This is a genomic window from Phyllobacterium sp. 0TCS1.6A (genome assembly GCF_026420825.1).
Classification (GTDB): Bacteria; Pseudomonadota; Alphaproteobacteria; order Rhizobiales; family Rhizobiaceae; genus Phyllobacterium.
The window spans coordinates 146,609-168,018 of the sequence record NZ_JAPMAB010000010.1 but is presented as its reverse complement, the minus strand read 5'-3'; the positions used below and the strand labels follow the sequence as shown (position 1 = coordinate 168,018).

The 21,410-nt window shown below is 61.4% G+C and carries 17 protein-coding genes; 8 read left to right on the top strand and 9 right to left on the bottom strand.

The features are described 5' to 3' along the window. Positions 1-11: 11 nt before the first annotated feature. On the bottom strand, positions 12-1,487 hold the full coding sequence (locus OSJ75_RS19740; RefSeq protein ID WP_250018354.1) for an NCS1 family nucleobase:cation symporter-1: 1,476 nt from the start codon (positions 1,485-1,487) through the stop codon (positions 12-14). Between the two features lie 200 nt (positions 1,488-1,687). Here OSJ75_RS19740 and hemH point away from each other — a divergent pair, with 200 nt between their 5' ends. The 3 genes from hemH (at position 1,688) to OSJ75_RS19725 (ending at position 4,340) form a co-directional block, all read left to right on the top strand. Continuing rightward, positions 1,688-2,728, top strand: a complete 1,041-nt coding sequence (gene hemH, locus OSJ75_RS19735) for a ferrochelatase (protein WP_250018355.1) — start codon at positions 1,688-1,690, stop codon at positions 2,726-2,728. A gap of 134 nt (positions 2,729-2,862) precedes the next feature. Continuing rightward, positions 2,863-3,855 (top strand): SPFH domain-containing protein, encoded by a 993-nt coding sequence (locus OSJ75_RS19730; RefSeq protein WP_267229215.1) that lies wholly within the window; start codon positions 2,863-2,865, stop codon positions 3,853-3,855. Between the two features lie 26 nt (positions 3,856-3,881). Then, positions 3,882-4,340 carry an NfeD family protein gene (locus tag OSJ75_RS19725; protein ID WP_267229214.1) on the top strand — a complete coding sequence of 153 codons (459 nt, stop codon included), beginning with the start codon at positions 3,882-3,884 and terminating at the stop codon, positions 4,338-4,340. 102 nt (positions 4,341-4,442) lie between these two features. Here OSJ75_RS19725 and OSJ75_RS19720 read toward each other — a convergent pair whose 3' ends face one another. Then, positions 4,443-5,438 carry a KpsF/GutQ family sugar-phosphate isomerase gene (locus OSJ75_RS19720; RefSeq protein WP_250018361.1) on the bottom strand — a complete coding sequence of 332 codons (996 nt, stop codon included), beginning with the start codon at positions 5,436-5,438 and terminating at the stop codon, positions 4,443-4,445. A gap of 221 nt (positions 5,439-5,659) precedes the next feature. Between OSJ75_RS19720 and OSJ75_RS19715 the strand changes: the two genes are divergently transcribed. Continuing rightward, positions 5,660-7,312: an outer membrane beta-barrel protein gene (locus tag OSJ75_RS19715; RefSeq protein ID WP_267229213.1), complete on the top strand. Its 1,653-nt coding sequence runs from the start codon at positions 5,660-5,662 to the stop codon at positions 7,310-7,312. Positions 7,313-7,346: 34 nt separating this feature from the next. On the opposite strand, the gene OSJ75_RS19710 is transcribed toward OSJ75_RS19715, so the two are convergent. The 5 genes from OSJ75_RS19710 to OSJ75_RS19690 all read right to left on the bottom strand — a co-directional run bounded on the left by OSJ75_RS19710 (position 7,347) and on the right by OSJ75_RS19690 (position 14,428). Beyond that, on the bottom strand, positions 7,347-9,215 hold the full coding sequence (locus OSJ75_RS19710) for a 5'-nucleotidase C-terminal domain-containing protein (RefSeq protein ID WP_267229212.1): 1,869 nt from the start codon (positions 9,213-9,215) through the stop codon (positions 7,347-7,349). Between the two features lie 130 nt (positions 9,216-9,345). After that, positions 9,346-9,735, bottom strand: coding sequence for a hypothetical protein (locus OSJ75_RS19705; RefSeq protein ID WP_250018365.1), 390 nt, complete (start codon positions 9,733-9,735; stop codon positions 9,346-9,348). A gap of 209 nt (positions 9,736-9,944) precedes the next feature. Then, the gene (locus tag OSJ75_RS19700) at positions 9,945-11,390 is read right to left on the bottom strand and encodes a homospermidine synthase (RefSeq protein WP_267229211.1); all 1,446 of its coding nucleotides are present in this window, start codon (positions 11,388-11,390) and stop codon (positions 9,945-9,947) included. Positions 11,391-11,672: 282 nt separating this feature from the next. Further along, positions 11,673-12,572: a heme-dependent oxidative N-demethylase family protein gene (locus OSJ75_RS19695; RefSeq protein ID WP_267229210.1), complete on the bottom strand. Its 900-nt coding sequence runs from the start codon at positions 12,570-12,572 to the stop codon at positions 11,673-11,675. Further along, positions 12,572-14,428 carry a M3 family oligoendopeptidase gene (locus OSJ75_RS19690; protein ID WP_267229209.1) on the bottom strand — a complete coding sequence of 619 codons (1,857 nt, stop codon included), beginning with the start codon at positions 14,426-14,428 and terminating at the stop codon, positions 12,572-12,574. Before OSJ75_RS19690 ends, OSJ75_RS19695 begins: the two co-directional genes overlap by 1 nt. A 405-nt stretch (positions 14,429-14,833) precedes the next feature. Here OSJ75_RS19690 and OSJ75_RS19685 point away from each other — a divergent pair, with 405 nt between their 5' ends. Then, positions 14,834-16,744: a DUF882 domain-containing protein gene (locus OSJ75_RS19685; RefSeq protein ID WP_267229246.1), complete on the top strand. Its 1,911-nt coding sequence runs from the start codon at positions 14,834-14,836 to the stop codon at positions 16,742-16,744. Between the two features lie 102 nt (positions 16,745-16,846). Here the strand turns inward: OSJ75_RS19685 and OSJ75_RS19680 are convergent, their stop codons facing one another. Further along, positions 16,847-17,485 (bottom strand): 2-dehydro-3-deoxy-phosphogluconate aldolase, encoded by a 639-nt coding sequence (locus OSJ75_RS19680; protein WP_267229208.1) that lies wholly within the window; start codon positions 17,483-17,485, stop codon positions 16,847-16,849. Between the two features lie 190 nt (positions 17,486-17,675). Between OSJ75_RS19680 and OSJ75_RS19675 the strand changes: the two genes are divergently transcribed. Then, positions 17,676-18,605: a rhodanese-related sulfurtransferase gene (locus OSJ75_RS19675; RefSeq protein ID WP_267229207.1), complete on the top strand. Its 930-nt coding sequence runs from the start codon at positions 17,676-17,678 to the stop codon at positions 18,603-18,605. Positions 18,606-18,701: 96 nt separating this feature from the next. Further along, positions 18,702-19,412, top strand: a complete 711-nt coding sequence (locus OSJ75_RS19670; protein ID WP_267229206.1) for a tellurite resistance TerB family protein — start codon at positions 18,702-18,704, stop codon at positions 19,410-19,412. Positions 19,413-19,460: 48 nt separating this feature from the next. Here the strand turns inward: OSJ75_RS19670 and OSJ75_RS19665 are convergent, their stop codons facing one another. After that, a complete protein-coding gene (locus OSJ75_RS19665) occupies positions 19,461-20,630 on the bottom strand; it encodes a pyridoxal phosphate-dependent aminotransferase (RefSeq protein WP_267229205.1) in 1,170 nt (389 codons plus the stop codon). 88 nt (positions 20,631-20,718) lie between these two features. On the opposite strand from OSJ75_RS19665, the gene OSJ75_RS19660 reads away from it, so the two are divergent. After that, positions 20,719-21,405 carry a GNAT family N-acetyltransferase gene (locus OSJ75_RS19660; protein ID WP_267229204.1) on the top strand — a complete coding sequence of 229 codons (687 nt, stop codon included), beginning with the start codon at positions 20,719-20,721 and terminating at the stop codon, positions 21,403-21,405. The last annotated feature ends 5 nt before the right edge of the window (positions 21,406-21,410 follow it).

Below are 21,410 nucleotides of genomic sequence, written 5' to 3'. Positions count from 1 at the left end.
GCGGCATCACTTCACGCCTTGGCGCCGACCGAGATCGCCAGGGATGAGCGCCGCATCAGCAGATAGTGCAGCAGACCGCCGCTGACCGCGCCGACCAGCCAGCCCCAATCGCCGCCGTTTGGCAGATATTGCATGGCTCCAAGCACCGAGAGGCCGATGGACAGGATGCTGGCCACGAGCAGCGCCAGCAGCGCGCGCCTGTTCCAGCCCCTCTCGAAATAGAGCGAGCCCGTCGGCGACATCGTATAAAGATCCTCCAGGACCACCGTCTGCTTCTTCACGAGGTAGTAGTCGGCGATCATGATGCCGAAGATGGGGCCGAGAACGGCGCCGAAGATGCTCACGAAGATGGTGATCGCCTGCGGGCTCGAAACGAAGAGCCACGGGCAGACCAGCACCGACAGGATCGAGGTTATCAGCCCGCCAAGACGGAAATTGATCTTCTCGGGGAAGAGATTGGCGATGTCATAGGCGGGCGAGACGAAGTTCGCGACGATGTTGATGCCCATGGTGGCGACGATGAACGTTACCGAGCCGAGGATGACGATCCACGGATTGTTGATGCGCTCGACAATGGCCACGGGGTCGAGAATGGCTTCCCCGAAGACCTGTACGGTGCCGGCGGTGACGATGACAACGATGATGGCAAAAACGATGAAATTGACCGGAAGACCGAGGAAGTTTCCGGTTTTCATCGCCCTTTCATCCGTCGAAAAGCGTGAAAAATCGCCGAAATTCAGGAGAAGCGCGGCAAAATAGGCGACGATCAGCATGGCGGCATTTGCCATGTGCAGCAGCGAGGAACCTGCCGCAGGCGGCGCCAATTGCAGCGACAGGCTGGAAATGCCGGTCTGGCTCACGATCCAGATGGCGAGGGCGAACATGACGACATAGACCACGGGCCCGCAGAAATCGATGAACTTCCGGATCGACTCCATGCCCCGCATGAAGATCAGCAGCTGGAACAGCCACATGAACAGAAAGCTGAGCCAGCCGAGCGTGGACAGGCCGAGGATGTCGTTGCGGGTCAGTTCCACCGCGCTGGGGGCGAGGGTGATGACGAGGGCCTGGACGGCCTTGGAGGCGAAATAGGTCTGGACGCCATACCAGACGATGCCGACCACGCCGCGCAGGACGGCCGCAAGGTTTGCTCCCATGATGCCGAACGACATGCGCGCCACCACCGGAAAAGGCACGCCATATTTCAGCGAGGGCCGGCCGATGAGGTTCATCAGGAAATAAACCGCCGTTATGCCGACGATCATCGAGATCAGCACTTCCCAGCCCGTCAGGCCGAGGAAGAACAGGCTGGCTGCGAACGTATAACCCCCGACGGAGTGTACATCCGACATCCACATGGCAAAGAGGCTGAAGGTTCCCCAGGTCCGCCCCTTCGGCGCCGTGGGTGCAAGGTCCTGATTGTAGAGCTTTGGGTGTGCCCCGGTAACGACGAGCACGGGAGGCGATTCATGCGTGTGGCCTGACATTGACATCGTTCCTTTCATGGGTGCACGAGCATGATGAGTTAAGCGCAAGTTTCGGGCCATGGAAAGAGCAGTTGTTTTGCTGGCAAAGCCCTTGCCGTGCCCGGATCGAACCGCCGCGCGGCGGAACATGCGGCCTTACGCACAGTTGCAATAAGCCGGGCGATCACTACGTTCCTGCCGAAGTTTGGAGTTGAGAAGAAATGACCGGCGAGGCATTGGCGTTGAGCAGACCACAGGATCACCCCGATATCAGGACGTCGAAGGTCGGCATATTGCTGGTCAATCTCGGCACGCCGGACGCCACCGACAAGACTTCCATGCGGCGCTACCTGAAGGAGTTTCTTTCCGACAGGCGCGTGATCGAATGGCCGCGGGCGATCTGGCTGCCCGTTCTCTACGGGATCGTCCTCAATACCCGCCCGAAGAAATCCGGCGCGCTATACGACAAGATATGGAACCGCGAACGCAACGAGTCGCCGCTGCGGACCTACACGCGGGCGCAGGGTGAAAAGCTCGCCGCCAGCCTGTCGGACTATCCCGATGTGGTGGTCGATTGGGGAATGCGCTACGGCAAGCCCTCGATAGAGGAAGCGCTGGAGCGGCTGGACAAGGCGGGCTGCAAGCGGGTTCTCATGTTCCCGCTCTATCCGCAATATTCGGCGACGACCACGGCGACCGTGAACGACAAGTTCTTCGAGGCGCTGATGAAGATGCGCTTCATGCCGGCGACCCGCACCGTGCCTTCCTACCAGGACGACGAGACCTATATCGACGCCCTGGCGATCTCGATCGAGAAGCATTTTGCCACGCTGGATTTCGTGCCCGAGGTGGTGATCGCCTCCTATCACGGCATCCCGCAGAGCTATTTCAAGCGCGGCGATCCCTATCCCTGCCATTGCTGGGCGACGACACGCCTGCTGCGCGAGCGGCTGGGCTGGAGCGAAGACAGGCTCATAAGCTGCTTCCAGTCGCGCTTCGGCCCGGAGGAATGGATGCAGCCCTATACCGACAAGACGCTGGAGAAGCTGGCCAGGGACGGGGTGAAATCCGTAGCGGTCTTCAATCCGGGTTTCGTCTCCGATTGCCTTGAAACATTGGAAGAAATCGCCGGCGAGGGGGCGGAAATATTCCGCCACAATGGCGGCGTCGACTTCACCCATATTCCCTGCCTCAACGATTCCGACGAGGGAATGCGCGTGATCGAAAAGCTGGTGCGCCGGGAACTGGGCGGCTGGGTCTAGCGATCAGGTCTTGCGCGGGACTAAACCGTGGATAAGTACGGCAACCGCGCCTGCCGAGCGCGTCATTCCCACCTTGGTCCAATAGTGCCGCGTGGAAAAAGACGGTAATGTTCCTTCAAACGAAGGAGGCGGGCATGAGCGGCTTTGATTTCACGATACCGGTGTTGGTCATTCTGGTCCTGGTAATCCTGTTTGCCGCGGTGAAGACGGTTCCGCAAGGATTCAACTATACGGTGGAGCGCTTCGGCCGCTACACGCGCACGCTCTCGCCCGGTCTCAACCTCATCGTGCCGTTCTTCGACCGAGTCGGCGCCAAGATGAACATGATGGAGCAGGTGCTGGATGTCCCGACGCAGGAGGTCATCACCAAGGACAATGCCAATATCGCGGTCGATGGCATCGCGTTCTTCCAGATATTGAGCGCACCCCAGGCCGCCTATCAGGTCAGCGGGCTGAAGAATGCGATCCTCAACCTGACGATGACGAACATCCGTACCGTCATGGGGTCGATGGACCTCGACGAACTGCTTTCCAACCGCGATGCGATCAACGATCGCCTGTTGCGCGTGGTCGACGAGGCGGCGAACGCATGGGGTATCAAGATGACCCGCGTCGAGATCAAGGACATCAATCCGCCGAAGGACCTGATCGATTCCATGGCGCGGCAGATGAAGGCGGAGCGTGACAAGCGGGCGCTGGTTCTCGAGGCGGAAGGCGACAGGGCGGCGCAGATATTGCGCGCCGAGGGGTTGAAGCAATCGCAGATACTGGAAGCGGAAGGCCGCCGCGAGGCTGCCTATCGCGAGGCCGAGGGCCGCGAGCGCCTGGCCGAAGCGGAAGCCAAGGCGACGCAACTCGTATCGGCGGCGATCGATTCCGGCAATGTCCAGGCAATCAATTATTTCGTTGCGCAGAAATACACCGAGGCCTTCGCCAAGCTTGCCACCAGCCCGAACCAGAAGATCGTGCTGATGCCCATGGAGGCGTCGTCGCTGATCGGTTCGCTCGGCGGCATCGGGGCAATCGCCCGTGACGTATTCGGTGAAGGGGATGCGGCCGCCCGGGCAGCGCGCCCTGCCACGCCGCGCTCGCGCACTGTCCCCGGCACCAGTGGTACGAGTAGCTAGCGAGGCCGAAAAGGAGGCTGCAACAGGTGTTTGAGCGTTTCATTGCCGAACTCGGACCTTGGAACTGGATTGTCCTCGGTTTCGTGCTCCTGATCCTTGAAGTATTCGCGCCCGGCATCTTCCTGCTGTGGTTCGGCATCGCCGCGCTGATCGTCGGCGCGCTCGCCGTGACGCTGGGCGGAACGCTGATGCTCGGCTGGCAATTGCAGGTCATACTGTTCCTGGTCCTGTCCGTCGTTGCCGTTCTCATCGGCCGCCGCCTGATGGGCGCGACCGATGCCGAAAGCGACGAACCGATGCTCAACCGGCGCGGCCAGCAATTGATCGGCCAGCTCGTCACGCTGGAGGAGGCCATCGTCAATGGTCGCGGCCGGGCACGGGTCGGCGACAGCCTGTGGCGTGTCATGGGGCCGGATCTGCCCGCGGGCTCGACTGTCCGTATCACGGGATTGGACCAGGGTTCGCTTATCGTCGAAGCCGTCTGAAGCGTTTGCCGGACTATTCTATCAAGGAAACGCTTCAAATGACGAATTGAGCGAAGTGCGATTCGCAGAGATCGCGCTTGCGTGGAGTTTCAGTCGCTGGCCTCAGGCCGCGCCGATCCGCAGCAGGTCGTGGAAGTGGACAATGCCCACCGGGTGCCCTTTCTCGACCACGATGAGCGCGGCGATATTGTGATCGTTGAGCAGTGCCAGGGCGGTGCTGGCCAATGTCGTTGGCGGTACCGTCTTTGGGTTGCGCGTCATGATCTCCTCCACCCGCATCTCGACCAGATTGCGGTGAAGATTGCGGGAAAGGTCACCATCGGTGATGATCCCGGCAAGCGTCCCATCCTCGTTCTGGATGGCGATGCAGCCGAAGCGCTTGGCGGAAAAGACTTGCATCGCCTCCGGTATCGGCGTTCCAAGCGGCACCAGCGGAAGGTTGTCGTCGCGGTGCATGATTTCATGGACATGGGTGAGGCTGGCACCGAGCGAGCCGCCGGGATGGAAGGTCTTGAAATCGGTGGCCGAGAAGCCACGTGCTTCGAGCAGGGCCACGGCGATTGCGTCACCCATCGCAAGCTGCAATAGCGTTGACGTCGTCGGCGCCAGTCCGTGAGGACAGGCTTCCGTTACCCTTGGCAGCAGCAGCACGATATCGGCGGCAGTGGCCAGGGCCGATTTCTCGCCGGCGGTAACGGCAATCAGCGGGATGCGGAAACGGGTGGCATAGCTGACGATGCCCTTGAGTTCAGCCGTCTCGCCCGACCAGGACAGGGCGAGGATGGCATCGTCCACGGCGATCATGCCGAGGTCGCCATGATTGGCTTCCGAGGGGTGCACGAAGAAGGCCGGAGTGCCCGTCGAGGCGAAAGTCGCGGCGAGCTTGGAGCCGATATGGCCGCTTTTGCCGACGCCGGTGACGATGATGCGCCCCTTGATCGAAGCGATCTTCTCGATCGCGCGGCAGAATTCCTGCGCCAGCGAATCCTCGAAAGCCTCGCCAAGTGCGGCGAGCCCCTCGCGCTCGGTCAGGATCGTGCGTTTCGCGGACTCGACCGCGGCGGATCGGTCCAAGGTGATGTCGTTGATTGCCTGCATGGCAGAACCGTTAGCGCTTTGTGCCTTTGCTGTCCAACTTTTGTTGATGATGCGTTGTTCTCCAGCCGAGCCGCATCCGGTTCTTATCAAGTCGTTAACCATGGCTGTTTACCATCCTGCAATGTTCGAACAGGTTGGCAGATCCCTTGATACAAAGGCGGAAAACACATGCGAAGGCGCTCCGGGAGGGTCGCCGCAACCCTGCGCTCAATCGCTGTTTCATGGCGGTTCTGGCATGCAGCGTCGCATTGTCCTGCGCTCCGCCCGTCCATGCCCAGCAATCCACGGAACTCAGAGGAACCCTGTCCGATACGCGTCCGGCCAGTGCGGCGGCGCCGCCGGTGGCGACAGGACCGGAGGCCGAAGAGGGCCTTGCTCCGCGTCCCTATGAACCGGTGAGCCCCGGCGCGCTTGAACCTGTCGATGATTCGGAAAATCTCGGTCTGCTCGGCGTTCCGGTGGAGGGTGTTGTCCCGTCCGGGCCGGCCGATGACAGCGGTGGAACCGAGCCACGCTCCACACTGCCTGCCGATGATGTTGCAACGCCGGCGGAGCGTCCCGCGAGGCGCACCGAAGATGCGGCCCTCGATCCGGTGCGCGAGAATGCCCCGGCGGAGGTCGAGCAGCCCTATCTTGGCGCGGTCGAGCAGGACCGCGAAGCAAATCCGGCCGAGAGGCGCGCCGATCGGGACAATCTGCCGGCTTCGGCCATAGAGCGCCGGGTGCTGCGGCCCGACCCGCAGCCATTTGCCCCCCTGGGGATAAGGGCGGGGGTGGTCACGCTTCGCCCTTCGATCAGCCAGGGCCTGCGCGCCACCACGAATGCCGACAACAGTGCCGATGGCGATTCTGCCGTCCTGTCGGAAACACGTCTTCGATTGCGGGCGGATACGGACTGGTCCCGTCACTCCGCCTGGCTGGATTTCGACGGAACCTATGACAAATCCATCTCCGGGGAGGAATATTCCGCCCCGAATGCGGCATTGCGGGCAGGCTTCCAGCTCGATCTCGGAGAAAGAACGACGGTGACCGGCACTGCGGGTTACCGTTACAGGCAGGAAGACCCGAGTGCGCCGACAGCGGTTCTCGGCACGTCCAACCGCCCGGGCGTGCAGGAGCTCGATGCCGATCTCGGCGTGCGGCACGAGTTCGGGAAGTTCTTCGCCGACGTCAAAGGCTCCGTCACGCGCACGACCTATGGCAATGCGGAATTCTCGGATGGCACGGTGATCAGCCAGAAGGATCGCGACAATACGTTCGCCAGTATCGCGCTGCGCGGCGGTTTCGAGATGTCGCCGGCCATCAAGCCGTTTGCCGAGGTGGAGATCGGCAAGCTCCTCTATGATGAATCGGTGGATTTCAACGGATATCGGCGTTCAGGCGTGAGAACGGCGCTGCGCGGCGGCGTCGAACTCGACCTTGGCGAAAAGACTTCCGGTGAAATCGCCGTCGGTTATCTGCGCCAAAGCATCGATGATGAGCGCCTTGAAGATGTGGACGGCCTGAGCGTCGATGCGGCGTTGAAATGGTCGCCGCAGCGGGGAACGGATGTCGATATCGGGCTTCTGACGCGGGTCGAGGGAGCGACCGCGCCCGAAGATAGCGGGTCGATTTATTATGAGGGCACAGTCGGCGTGAAGCGGCAGGTTCGTGCCAATCTCGATCTGAACGCCAAGCTCATTGCATCGCTGCGGGACAACAGGGACGGTTCGGGTCTCGACAAGGGCTTCGGCGCGGAAATCGGCGCCACCTACTGGTTCAACCGGTTCATGGGCCTTGATGTGAGCGCCCGCCATCAGCTCAACCGCAGCGAAGTCGACAGCCGCCGGACCGACGAGACGAGCGTCTATGTCGGCGTGACATTGCAACGGTAGAGCCCCGGCGCAACGATAGAAGCCAGGCCCGTGGCTAGGTCGCGGGAACCTTCATTTCCGCGCCGATCGGCAACTTCATGACCGGCATGCCGGGATTGGCCTCGGAAAGACGTTTCCAGTCGCTGCCCTTGCCATAAAGCTGCTCCGCAATATCCCAGAAATTGTCGCCGCGTTTGATGACATAGGTCGCGGGCGTCGACTTTGCGGGTTCCGTCGCCGGCTTGGCGGTTTCGCCGGTCCCTGCGGATGGCGCAGTTGTCGTCGATGCAGCGGCCGCCGTCACTCCGGCTGCCACGATCCGCCCGTCCGTATAGGGCTTATAGGGACTATGCTGGGCAAAATATTCCGCCAGAACCTCTTCCAGGCCCGGGCCATAATCATAGGCGTTGAGGCCATTGGTCGCGAAGATCTTGTAGCCATCGCCGCCGGCGCGCATGTAATTGTTCGACACGACGCCATAGGTCGCGGCCGGATCGATCGGCCGGTAGGCCTCGCCCTGCAACACCTCGACGTTCGAGATGCGGCCATCGACGGGTTTCGACAGGTCGTAACTATATTTCAGGCCCGCCACCTGCGGAAAGCGGCCCGCTCCCTTTTCGATCTGGCTGACGCCATTCTCAAGCGCGGTGACGATATCCGAACCGCGCAGCTGGAACGTGGCGAGCGTATTCTGGAATGGCAGGACCTCGAGGACTTCGCCCATAGTCACATCGCCGGCATCAATCGAGGCGCGCAGCCCGCCGCCATTGATGATTGCGATGGTGACGCCTTGCGCCCTTACCCGCTCCAGCATCGCGTCGGCGACGAGATTGCCCATGCTGCATTCCTTGATGCGGCAGACCTCGCGCGCCGCCTCGATGGGCGCCGTTGCCTCGCCGACGCGGCGCGCCTTGAGTTCCTCGATCGGCCTGGCAAGTTCCTTGATCCGCTCTGCGATAGCCGCATCCGGCTTTACGGACGAATCGAGCAGGATCGGCGCACCTTCGCTCGCGGTGACATTGCCGTCATCGTCGAACGTAACCTTCAACTCGCCGAGATATTTCGAATAGGACTTCGCCTGGACTATGGGCACGTCGCGGCCCGATGGTCCCTTCACCAGTGTCGGGTAGGGGCCGGCCGCCTCCGGATCGGTGTTCGACAGCAGCGTGTGGCTGTGGCCGCCGACGATCACGTCGATTCCATCGACTTTCTCGGCGATCTCCTTGTCCTTGACATAGCCGACATGGGTGAGCGCAATGATCTTGTTGGCGCCTTCGGCCTTGACCACTTCGACCTGCCTGGTCAGCGCCTCGATCTCGTCGGAGAATTTGATCGTCGGCCCGGGCGTCGAAATTTCGGCTGTATCGACCGTAACGGCCGAGATCACGGCAATCTTCTGCCCGCCTATCTCCTTGATGAGGAACGGCTTGTACTTGCCGGCGATGGGCGCGGCCGCATCAGCTTGCGTATTGGCGGAAATCACCGGCAGCTTGATCTTGTCGAGGAAATTGCCGAGCGTTTCCGGTCCGCCGTCGAATTCGTGATTGCCGAGCGCCATGGCGTCGAAGCCGATGGCATTCATGAATTCCGCCGTGTCCTCACCCTTATAGGTCGTGTAGAACAGCGAGCCCTGGAACTCGTCGCCGGCGTCGAGAACGATGACATTGCCGCCATTCTGCGAGAGTGCCGCACGCCGCTCATCGATCTTGGCCTTGACGCGGGCAATGCCGCCAAAGCACTCGTTCTTGCTCTCTTCTTCAGTGGAGCAGGTGGAATCATATTTGTTGATCGCTTCGACACGCGAATGCTGATCGTTGATGTGAAGAATATTCAACGTGTAATCCGCCATGGCAGCGGTGCTTACACCAAGGCTGGCACCAAGGGCCGTGGCGGCGAGAAAGAAGCTGCGTAGCATGCCCGACATAGTCAATTGCTCCTCAAATGAATTCGTCGCCGGCAGCACCCGCCGGAAGCGCCGCTCATGGGCGCATCCGCATGCTTTCTCCAGTTTTTCGACGATGCAAGAGAGGAGAGGGCGTACCCTCTGTTTTCAGCTAGGCCTGGCCTTGACGGCGCGTCAGTGAGAACTGCTGCCCGGTCGACGAGGTGCAGTTCAGCTGGCCGCCGCTGACGAGCGCGCAATTGACCTTGGAGTGGGTTCCACGGGCGAGGGAGCGCAGGTCGATTTCGATGAGATTGGCCGAAACCTGCCTGTAATTGCCCTCGGCAAGCTTCTCCTTGGTGTCGTTGGCGCGGGTTTCGAATACGCCGCCATTGAAGTTGGAGAAGGCGACGCCGGATGTGTCGAACCATTGTCCCTGGACGGCGTCGGCGGGGCGGGAAACGACGGCCGCGCCGCCATCTTGTATCGGTCCGCTGCTCATGCAACCAGCGAGTGCGAGTGTGACTGCGGCTGAACCGGCGGCGAGGGATAAACGTTTCATATCTGTCTCCCGAGATTGTGACCTATTAAATGCCGTGGAAATCCAGCAAAAACAAGAATTAAGTTTGTTTGCAATGTTGAATCACCGTGGCGGATGCCGCTCGTGGGGACACGGGCCCCGGGTCGATCGATGCAACTTTCCGGGCCGGGCGGAACCGGCAATGCGGCTGCGGAGGCGGCATGTGAGCCGCCTCCGGCGATGATTTCGCCCTAGTGGACGAGGATGTTGCGGAACTGCCAGGGATCGCTCGCGTCGATATCTTCCTTGAAGAGGCCGGGGCGATTCTCCAGCGGCGTCCAATCGGTGTAATGGCCGCGCAATGGCCCGAGATAGGGCGTCTGCACCTCGAGGCAGCGGCGGAAGTCCATTTCGTCGGTTTCGACGATCCCGGCTTCCGGATTCTCCAGGGCCCAGACCATGCCGGCGAGGACCGCGGAGCTTACCTGAAGCCCGGTGGCGTTCTGATAGGGAGCAAGCTTGCGCGCTTCCTCGATCGTCAGCTGCGAGCCGTACCAATAGGCATTCTTGTCATGCCCGTAGAGCAATACGCCGAGTTCGTCGGCGCCATCGACGATTTCGGATTCCTCGAGCACGTGCATCTCCCTTTGCGGCTTGCCCGCGGCGCCGAACATTTCGTCGAGCGAGAGCGTCGCCACATTGGCGGGATGATAGGCATAGTGACAGGTAGGCCGATAGCTCACCTTGCCCTTCTTGTCATGGGCGGTGAAGAAATCCGCGATCGAAATGGATTCATTGTGGGTGACGAGAAGGCCGAACTGCGCCCCTTCGGTGGGGCACCAGGTGCGGATACGCGTATCGGCGCCGGGTTGTTCGATGAAGATGGCGGCCTTGTTGCCCTTCTTCTGCTTCCGGGCGTTGCGCGGCATCCATTTCTCGTGGGTGCCCCAGCCAAGCTCGGCCGGCTGCAGGCCTTCGGATATGAAGCCTTCCACCGACCAGGTGTTCCAGAAGACGCCGAAAGGCTTCGGGTCCCTGGCGCGCTGCGTGTCGCGCTCGGCAATGTGGATGCCCTTGACGCCGACGCGCTTCATGAGCTTGGCCCAGCCCTGGCGGTCTGCGCGCTCCGGCTCGGTGTGCTCGATATCGAGATCGCGGGCGAGGTCCAGCAAGGCGCGCTTCACGAACCAGGAGACCATGCCGGGATTGGCGCCGCAGCACGACACGGCGGTCGGTCCGCCGGGATGCTTCTTGCGCTCCGCCAGCAGCGTCTGGCGCAAGGCATAATTCGTCCGGTCGGCATTGTCGACATCGTCGGCATAGTAGAATCCGGCCCACGGCTCGATGACCGTATCGATATAGAGCGCACCGGCCTTTCGGCACAGATGCATGATATCGATCGAGGACGTATCGACCGAGAGGTTGACGCAGAATCCCTGGCCGCCGCCTTCGGTGAGGAGGGGCTTCAGCAGCGTCTTGTAATTCTCCTTCGTCACCGCCTCCTGAATGAAGCGTATGCCGCGTTCATCGAGCAATTTCTTGTTGGCGTCGCTGGGATCGATGACCACCAGCCGGGACTTATCATATTTGAAGTGGCGTTCTATCAGGGGCAGGGCACCCCGACCGATGGATCCAAAGCCGATCATCACGATCGGACCGGTGATTTCTCCATGTACAGGCCATTTAGCCTTCGCCATTTTTTGCGTGCTCCTAATTTTCATCTCCATCATTGAGGACGGCGGCTCGGCCGCTATGGAGAAACCATAGAGCATAGTGATGACAAAGAGCAAACAACCCTTTGGCGAGAAAGGAAGAAATTCATGATATTGTTAACTTCGAGAGGCCGGGAAGAATAGCCGGCGCGATGTTTTTGGCGCTGCTCCACGGGCGCAGCGCAATAATTCTAGCCAATACATGCGGGACATTCAGGTCGGCGGCCGAGCCGTCGGCACTTATTCAGCCTCCAAACTGAGTGCTACTTAGAACTTCTCAAGAGCCTGGATCAACCTTTCGCGGACCGCCATGATGCCCTTGTAATTGGCTTGATCGGCGTTCAATTCCACAAGTTCGCGGCAGAACGCCTGTGCCAGCGGTCTGCTCTGCGGGTGTTTCTTCAGCGCTTCGAGCGGATCGAGGTGAATCCTGATCGTGAACAGGATGTCGCCCGTCCGCGGCAGCTTGCGCAGGGTCTGGCGTTCCACCCGGACATGGGTCTGCTCGACCATGTCGCGGTCGGTATAGCGTGCGCCCTTCTGGTTGCTGGCGAGTGGGTGGTACAATTCGCCGTCCGGCTGCAATGACCAGTTGAAGCGATAGACCGAACGATCGGGGCGAAGATTGTCGAACATGCGGGTGATAAGGCCGGCATTGCGGGTCCCGGCGCTGAAATCCGGCACCGGCGCATGGATTTCGTCCATGGAACGGCCGAATTTCTCCAGAAGCGTCCACGATGAGGGGAAAGACAGCGACGCCGCGGCAAGGTGCCAGCCGCGCCGCTCGTCCTTGCGCATCAGAACCAGATCTTCCTGAACGAGGCTTGCAGCCTTGTGCAGGATCGACGCCGCGGGCCCGTCCAGGTCGACAGCCTCGGCGCCGCCGGCGATACGGATGACGTTGCCTGATCTCGCATAGACCTGCGGAAAATGCGCCGTGAGATGCTCGACGAGAAGGTCGAGCACTTCCTGCTGGCCTGCCTGACTGCCTTCTTCCCCCACGACGATGCGATCCCCGTGGAGCTTGAGCAGGCGGGCCTTCTCGGCCAGATGCACCGGCAGAAGTTCGTCCACCTCGATCCAGTCGATGAGGTCGAGCTGGTGCAGGCCGATGGTAAAGGGCTTGGCCGAGCCGTCATAGGGAGTATGGGCCGGAATTACGCGCATCAGGCAGCGTCCATTGCCTCCAGCTCGTCGATTATGCCCTCGATGACCGAAAGGCCCTTGTGCCAGAACGCCGGATCGGTCGCATCGAGGCCGAAGGGCTGCAGCAGCTCCGAATGATGTTTCGTGCCGCCGGCCTTCAGCATGTCGAAATATTTCTGCTGAAATCCCGCCTCGGCGTTCTGGTAGACCGCATAGAGCGAGTTCACCAGGCAATCGCCGAATGCGTAGGCATAGACGTAGAATGGCGAGTGGATGAAGTGCGGGATATAGGTCCAGAAGGTCTCGTAGCCCGGCCCGAAGCGCACCGCCGGTCCCAGGCTTTCCTTCTGCACATCGAGCCAGATCTCGCCTATCCTGTCGGAGGTCAGCTCGCCATTGCTGCGTTCCGTGTGCACCCGGCGCTCGAACTGGTAGAAGGCGATCTGGCGGACGACCGTATTGATCATGTCTTCCGCCTTCTGCGCCAGCATCGCCTTGCGCTCGCGCTTGTCGCGCGTCTTTTCCAGCAGGGAGCGGAAAGTCAGCATCTCGCCAAAGACAGACGCGGTTTCGGCCAGCGTCAGCGGCGTCGAGGCCATCAGCGCGCCTTGGCCGCCGGCGAGCACCTGATGCACGCCGTGCCCGAGTTCATGGGCGAGGGTCATCACGTCGCGCGGCTTGCCCATATAGTTCAACAGCACATAGGGATGGGCCGAGGGCACGGTGGGATGGGCGAATGCGCCCGGCGACTTGCCCGGCCGTGTCGGTGCATCGATCCAGTTGCGGTCGAAGAAGCGCTGGGCGATGTCGGCCATCTCGGGGGCGAAGCCGCTATAGGCGGAAAGCACCGTCTCCCGCGCTTCATGCCATGGTATCAGGGCCTGCGGCGTTTCAGGCAGCGGTGCGTTGCGATCCCAGCTGTTCAGATATTCGAGGCCGAGCCATCTGGCCTTCATGGCATAATAGCGGTGCGACAGCCGCGGATAGGCGGCGCGGACGGCTTCACTGAGCGCATCGACGACTTCCCGCTCGACGCGGTTCGCCAGATGCCGGCTGTCGGCAATGTCCTCGAAGCCACGCCAGCGGTCGGATATTTCCCGGTCCTTGGCGAGCGTATTGGTGATCAGCGTGAATATCCGCACATTGTCCTTGAACGTCTTCGCCAGCGCCTCCGATGCCGCCTTGCGGCTGGCCGGGTTTGCCTCCTGAAGCAGGTTCAGCGTCGGTTCCAGCGCAAGCTCCTCGCCATCCACTTCGAAGCGCAGCGAGGTCATGGTTTCGTCGAAGAGGCGGTTCCATGCACCGCGGCCCGTCACCGACTTTTCGTGGAAGAGCTGCTCCAGCCTGTCATCTAGCTGATAGGGCTTGTCCTTGCGCAGGTCGATCAGCCAGGGCCGGTAATGGGCGATTGCCGGGTTTTCTGCCATTGCCCGCTCAAGCACATCGTCGTCGATCCGGTTCAATTCCAGGCCGTAGAAGATGAGATGGGTGCTGGCATCGGTCATCTTCTGCTGGATGTCGCCATAGAGCTTGGCATTCTTCGCATCGGACGTGTCGCCGGCATAGACGAGGCCGGCATAGGAAACGATCTTTCCGACCAGTTCCTCGATAGCCTCGAATTCGCTGATCGACACGGCAAGATCGCCGCCCGCAGCCTTGGCGGCTTCCTGCGCCAACGTGCCTTTCCAGCGTTTTTCGAAAGTCTGGGCGAGATCGAGAGCCTTTTTCAGGTCCTGCTTCAGTTCGCTGCTTTCCGCCGAGGGGTAGAGATCGGCCAGGTTCCATTCGGGCAGGGCGCCGAGGCCGGCGTCGTTCTTGACGGCAGCCGATGCGACCTGTGCTGCTCCGGTCGGCTGGTACAAGGGGAAATTCTTCATGATAATTGCTCGCTCGGATCTCGTCGCTGTAAGGAATGGTCAGTGCAATGTGGCCCACGTCTGAAGGTGGCGAATCACGGCCGCGATCCGCGCCTCGTCAACATAGGTGCCCGCGGCGGCAGGTTCCAGCCTGCCGTGGCGCGTGGACGTCACATTCCTGACTCCTGCCCTGATTGCGCCATCCTTGGGGTATTTCCGTAATAGTGGGTGGATTCCTGTGCAAAAACAGCTTATTCATGCGTTAACCACCCGTTGACCATGTTTGAAATCTGCTGATTCAGTTCAGTTTTCTGCCATGCTCTCAACGTATTTGATGTTCAATAAGTGACCATTAACCATTAAATCGGACAATTCGGCTATTCGGGGGCTGAAAATCGGTCAAGGTTGGGACGAAATTTGTCAAATGTGCTTCATGTAAAGAACGGTAAGTCGGCGGGTCTTCTCAACCGCACTGCCTGGGCTGCATTCGTGATTGCCCTGACGGCCATGTTTTTTGCTTCGGCCCCGGCATCGGCCGAAACGAGGACATTGAAGCTCTATTACATCCACACCAAGGAACGGGCCGAAATCACGTTCAAGAGGAACGGCCGTTTCCAGCAGGACGGGCTCAACAAGCTCAACAAGTTTCTGCGCGACTGGCGGCGCAACGAGCCGACCAAGATGGATCCGCGCCTCTTCGACCTCGTCTGGCAGGTCTACCAGAAGGTAGGCGGCCGCGACTACATCCATGTCGTGTCGGCCTATCGCTCCCCGGCAACCAATTCGATGCTGCGCTCGCGCTCGCGCGGCGTTGCCAAGTCCAGCCAGCACATGCTCGGCAAGGCCATGGACTGGTATCTGCCGGGCGTGAAACTATCGACGCTGCGCGCGACCGCATTGCGGTTCGAGGCTGGCGGCGTTGGCTATTACCCGACCTCCGGTTCGCCCTTCATCCACACGGATGTCGGCAATGTGCGCCATTGGCCGCGCATGAGCCGCCGCGAACTGCTCGCGGTATTCCCGGATGGCAAGACGATCCACGTGCCTTCCGATGGCAAGCCATTGCCCGGTTATGAACAGGCCGTTGCCGCCTATGAATCGCGCAAGCGCAATGGTGGCTCGATACAGATAGCAAGCTCGGGTTCCTCCCGCCGCGGCAAATCGCTGTTCGGCATGCTCTTTGGCGGCGGCGCCGACGAGGAAGAGGATTCCAGCGAAAGCTCGGTAACGGTCGCTTCGGCGCCCAAGCCGACGCGTGCGGTCGCGTCCGCTCCGGCTGCAAAGGCCGAGCAAGCGCCGCCTGCCCGCGCACCGGAACCCGCAGCCGCACCCGCTTTGCCGGTTCGCGATGCACCCGCACCGGTGGAAGCGCCGCGGCCTGAAGCGCCGATGGCCCTGTCGCCCGAAGACAACCAGGCGCTTGCCTTCGCCATTCCGGTTCCCATGCGCCGGCCGGAACATGCGCCGGCGATGCCCGAACCGTCGACGCTGAATGCCCTGGCCGCGGACGAGGCAACGCAGATCGCGGCTCTGCCTTCGCCACGGCCGCAGGATAGCGCCAGCGCGATCCAGCAGATGATCGAGGCCAATCCGGCCCCGGAAGTTGCGGAAACCGCGCAGCCGCAAATGGTCAATGCCCTCGTTCCGGTACCCTTCGAGAAGCCGAAGACGGCGCCGAAGCAGAATGACCTGATGGTCGCTTCGGTCGTGCCCACCGCCCGTCCCGTCGCTGCGCCGGCATCGGTCGAAGCTGCGATCGAAGATGGCGGTGTCATCCCCGTGCCGGAGGAAGACGATCTGACGGCGCTGATCAACCAGTCCGACCTCGAGCCAGGTGCGCCTGCCGCCGCCTCAGCCTCAGCCTCGACTGAAGCCTCGACCCCGGGTTCGACCTTGCCGACGCTTCCCGGCGAACGCGGTGGTCGTGTGAAGAAGCAGACCGCCAATGCCGCCGTAGAGGTCGCTTCGGCGTCGCCTCAGCCGTCGCTGCGCCAGACCATGCTTGAAGCCAAGGGCGATCCGGCAGAACTGTTGAACAGCGGCGTGGTGACGACGGCCAAGGCAGCCAAGCCGCGTCGCCAGTCACAGGAAACGGCGAAGGTCGTGCAGGTGGAGTCGGAGGTGCCGGATCGCGCCCTGTCCAACCAGCAGGTGGCGGAAACCGCGCCCGAGACGACGCCGGCGGTCATCCGCAACCAGACGCTGCGCACCGCTCCGACGACTGTCTATGTCGGAGGGTTCCAGCAGAACCTGCCCGTTGCGAATACCAATCGCTTCACCGGCAAGGCTGTCACCTTCATACAGATCGCCAAGTTCAATCCGTCGCAGGGCTCGTAAAGGCCCTGCACCCGATGCGCCGGCGCGCATAATCAGAACAGTGGAATTGCTACCGGCAGGCCGCGGGCGAGGGAACCTCTTCCGCGGCTCGTTCATATGCGGCTATCGCGCGAGACCGGCGGCCTCTGCGGCCAGTTTCGTGATCGCATCCCATTGGCCGGATTGCACCAGTTCCTCCGGCGCCACCCAGGAGCCGCCAACGCAGACCACGTTTGGCAGATCGAGATACGTCCGGGCATTGGCAGCCGATACGCCTCCGGTGGGGCAGAAACTGGTGCCTGCCAGTGGCGATGACAGCGATTTGAGGAAGGCCGCGCCGCCAGCCTGTTCGGCCGGGAAGAATTTGAGCATGCTGTAGCCGCGTTCGCGCAGGCTCATGATCTCGCCGGGCGTGATGGCGCCGGGAAGCAGCGGCACGGGGCTTGCGTCGGCCGCTTCCAGCAATTGCGGCGTGACACCGGGGCTGACGATGAAGCGCGAGCCGGCCTTGGCAGCTTCATCGAACTGCCTGGCATTGAGAATGGTGCCGGCGCCGACGATCGCTTCCGGTACCTGATCAGCCACGGCGCGGATGGCGTCGAGCGCCGCCGGCGTCCGCAAGGTGATTTCGATGGCGGGCAGCCCGCCGGCTGCAAGCGCTCGCGCCAGCGGCACCGCATGGGCCGCATCCTTGATCAGAAGCACGGGAATAACCGGCTGGCCCTTCAGGATGGGTAGCAGCTCTTCGGTTTTCTGGCTCATTGGGCGTCTCCATGTCTTGAGGGGCAAAAGTCTTGAGGGTAAAAAGCCTTGAGGGGCAAAAGTCTCGAGGGGTTGAAACGATTTAGTGGCCGGGGTCCGCTTTGTCTACTGCCGGTTTGGTGTAGCGATGCGCCATTCGCAAGGCAATTCGCTTGAATTTGCCGCAATGCGGCAGTAGTTGATGGCCATCATGACCGATCTGTCCTCAAACTTGCCTTTCAAGGTGGCGGCGCTCTATCGCTTCGCCCGCCTCGCGCATTATGAAACATTGCAGGAGCCACTGGCAAAGCTTTGTTGCCGGAACGGCATCAAGGGAACGCTGCTGCTGGCGGCCGAGGGCATCAATGGCACGGTGGCAGGCTCTGCCCGGGCGATCGCGGAGCTCATCGATTTCCTCGGGAGCGAGCCGGCGCTGGCCGGCATGGAAATCAAATATTCCCATGCGAGCGAGATGCCTTTCAAGCGCATGAAGGTGCGCCTGAAGAAGGAGATCGTCACCATGGGCGTCGATGATATCGATCCGCTGCAGAGCGTCGGCACCTATGTGCCGGCGTCGGACTGGAATGCCCTGATCGCCGATCCGGACACGGTCCTCATCGACACCCGCAATGATTACGAGACGGCTATCGGCACATTTTCTGGTGCGATCGACCCCAAGACCAAGACGTTCCGCGAATTTCCGCAATGGGTGGAGGAGCACAGGGACGAACTGGAGGGCAAGAAGATCGCGATGTTCTGCACGGGCGGCATCCGCTGCGAGAAGGCGACCGCTTTCGTCAAGGGGCTGGGGTTCGACGACGTGTTCCATCTCAAGGGCGGTATCCTCAAATATCTGGAGGAAGTGCCCGCCGCGGAAAGCCGCTGGGAGGGGGAATGCTTCGTCTTCGACGAGCGCGTCTCCGTCGGTCATGGCCTGATCGAGGGGGCGGCCGAGCTCTGCCATGCCTGCCGCAATCCGATTTCCCCGGACGACAAGCGTTCGCCGCTTTATGCGGAGGGCATTTCCTGCCCCAATTGCTATCATGAGCGCACGGAGGAGGATCGCGCGCGCTTCGCGGAGCGTCAGAAACAGGTGCGGCTCGCAAAGGAGCGCGGTCTGAAGCAGCATATCGGTTCGTGAGCCGAAGCCGCCGCAAAAACAGCTGCAGTCATTGCAATGCCGCAAAGGCATCCCTAATTACGGCTGGCACTTCACGCAGCTACGAGGGAGAAATGCATGCTTGACGCGAAGAAAATTCTCACCGATTTCCTGGGAAGCAACATTCCTGGAACAGGGGGCACGGTGCGTGAGACCGCCGGGAAGGCTACTCAACTCGCCAAGGACAACCCACTGGCGACCGGCGCATTGGCGGCAATTCTCCTCGGGACGGGCACCGGCCGCGAACTGGCAGGCGGTGCATTGAAGCTCGGCGGCCTCGCAGCTGTCGCGGGCCTCGCCTACAAGGCCTATCAGAATTACCAATCCGGCAATGCGCCGGCGGAAACCGCAAAGGCGCCGATGGATGGCGAGCTTCTGCCGCCGCCGAACGATTCAAGCTTCCATCCGGAAACAGCGCCCCAGGGCGAGCATGAATTTGCCCTTGTATTGGTGCGCGCCATGATCGCGGCTGCCCGCGCGGACGGCACGGTGGACGACGCCGAGCGGTCGCGCATCATCGATAAATTGTCCCTGTCCGGCATCAACAGCGACACGCAGGAATTCCTCAACCAGGAACTGAGCGCGCCGGTCGATGTGGACAAGCTCGTCGCGGCTGCCGTGACCGACGCGCAAAAGGTCGAACTCTACACCGCCTCGCGTCTCGCCATCGAACCGAAGACGCGGGCCGAGCGCGGCTATCTCGATCTGCTCGCCGGGCGTCTCAAATTGCCCGACAGCCTCATCGATCATATCGAAGCAACGGTTGCCCAGGCCAAGACTGTTGCCTGATCGACCGTTCATTCTGGCAGGCAATTGCCTGCCAGAACCGCCCGCCGCTCAGCGGGTCAGGAATTTCTCGATCCTCTCGATTGCGCGCAGGATGTTTTCTTCCGAATTGGCATAGGACAGGCGGATATAGCCTTCCCCGAGGATGCCGAAATCAGGACCGCCGATCAGCGCCACCCCGGCCTGCTCCAACAGGTCCGAAGCCAGTTTCTTGGCCGGCAGGCCAGTCTCCTTGATATTCGGAAAGGCGTAGAACGCGCCCTTGGGCGTCGTGCAGCTGACGCCGGGGAGGCTGTTCAGTCCATCCACGACGATGCCCCTGCGCCTGTCGAAAGCGCGGCACATCTTCTCGACGTCGTCCTGCGGGCCGTCAATGGCCGCGATGCCGGCATATTGGCTTGGTGCATTGACGCAGGACCAGCAATTGACGGCGAGCTTCCGCACCTTGTCGTAAAGACCGTCCGGCCAGATCGACCAGCCCATGCGCCAACCGGTCATGGCCCAGGTCTTCGACCAGCCATTGAGCACGATCAGCCGGTCGCGGATTTCCGGGAAGGTCAGCAACGAACAATGTTCCTCGGCATCATAGGTCATGACGTCGTAGATCTCGTCGGAAAGGATGGCGACGTGGGGATGATCCGCCAGGCCCTTCACCAGCTTCTCGATCTCGGCCTTCGGCGTGACGCCGCCCGTCGGATTGGCCGGCGAGTTGAGAATGAGAAGGCGGGTAGCCGGCGTTATCAGCGCAAGTGTCTCCTCGGCAGAGAATGCGAAGCCGTTTTCCTCGCGAATGGGCACGGGAACGGGTTTCGCGCCGGTGAATTCGATCATCGACCGGTAGATCGGAAATCCGGGGTCCGGATAGAGGATTTCCACGCCCGGCTCGCCGAAGCACAATATTGCCGCGAACATGGTGACCTTGCCGCCCGGCACGATCATGATGTTTTCCGGTGACACCTCCACGCCGGTCGTCGTCAGCGTGCGCCGTGCCACGGCTTCCCGCGTGGCCAGGAGGCCGGTGGCGGGCGTATAACCGTGGTGCCCGTCCTTCAACGCCTTGATCGCGGCCTCGACGATGTGATCGGGCGTCCTGAAGTCCGGCTGGCCGATGCCGAGATTGATGATGTCCTTGCCCTGGGCGCCAAGGGCCGAAGCCCGGGCCAGGACGGCGAAAGCGTTTTCCTCACCGATCCGGTCGAAGCCGGATATAGTCCGCAGCATTTTCTTGTCTCACATACAATTTTCGATTTCTGATTTGTGCTTGCCCCGTCGTATGGAGTCAATTCCCGGCAGCTGGACCACATGTGATATGACTGATCTGACACAATGGACGCCGCGTCCGAGGCCCGACCGCGTGACGCTTGATGGCCGCTATGTTCGGCTGGAACCCGTAGATGTGGCCCGGCACGGCCAGGGCCTCTACGAGGCCTCCACGGTGGCAGATGCCGACGACCGTTTCCGCTATCTGTTCGAGACGCCGCCCGCAAATCCCCAGGAGTTCGAAGCCTGGCTGAGCAGGATCGCGGCCAGCGATGACCCGCTGTTCTTCGTCGTCATCGACAAGGCGACGGGCCAGGTAGCGGGCCGGCAGGCGCTGATGCGGATCGACCCGGCCTTCGGCGTCATCGAAATCGGCAATATCTATTGGGGGCCGGCAATCTCGCGCAGGCCGGCCGCGACGGAAGCGCAGTTCCTGTTCATGGAATACATATTCGACCAGCTCGGCTATCGGCGCTATGAATGGAAGTGCAACAATGAGAACGAGCCGTCGAAGCGCGCGGCAGTGCGATTCGGCTTCAGGTTCGAGGGCATTTTCCGCCAGCACATGGTGCAGAAGGGCCGCAATCGCGACAGCGCATGGTTCTCCGTCATCGATGGAGAATGGCCAGAGCTCAAGGCGGCCTATCAGGCATGGCTCGCACCGGGCAATTTCGGCCCGGATGGGCAGCAGCTTCGCAAGCTGGAAGACTTTCGCGCCGTTCTGACGAAAAAGTGAGTGAA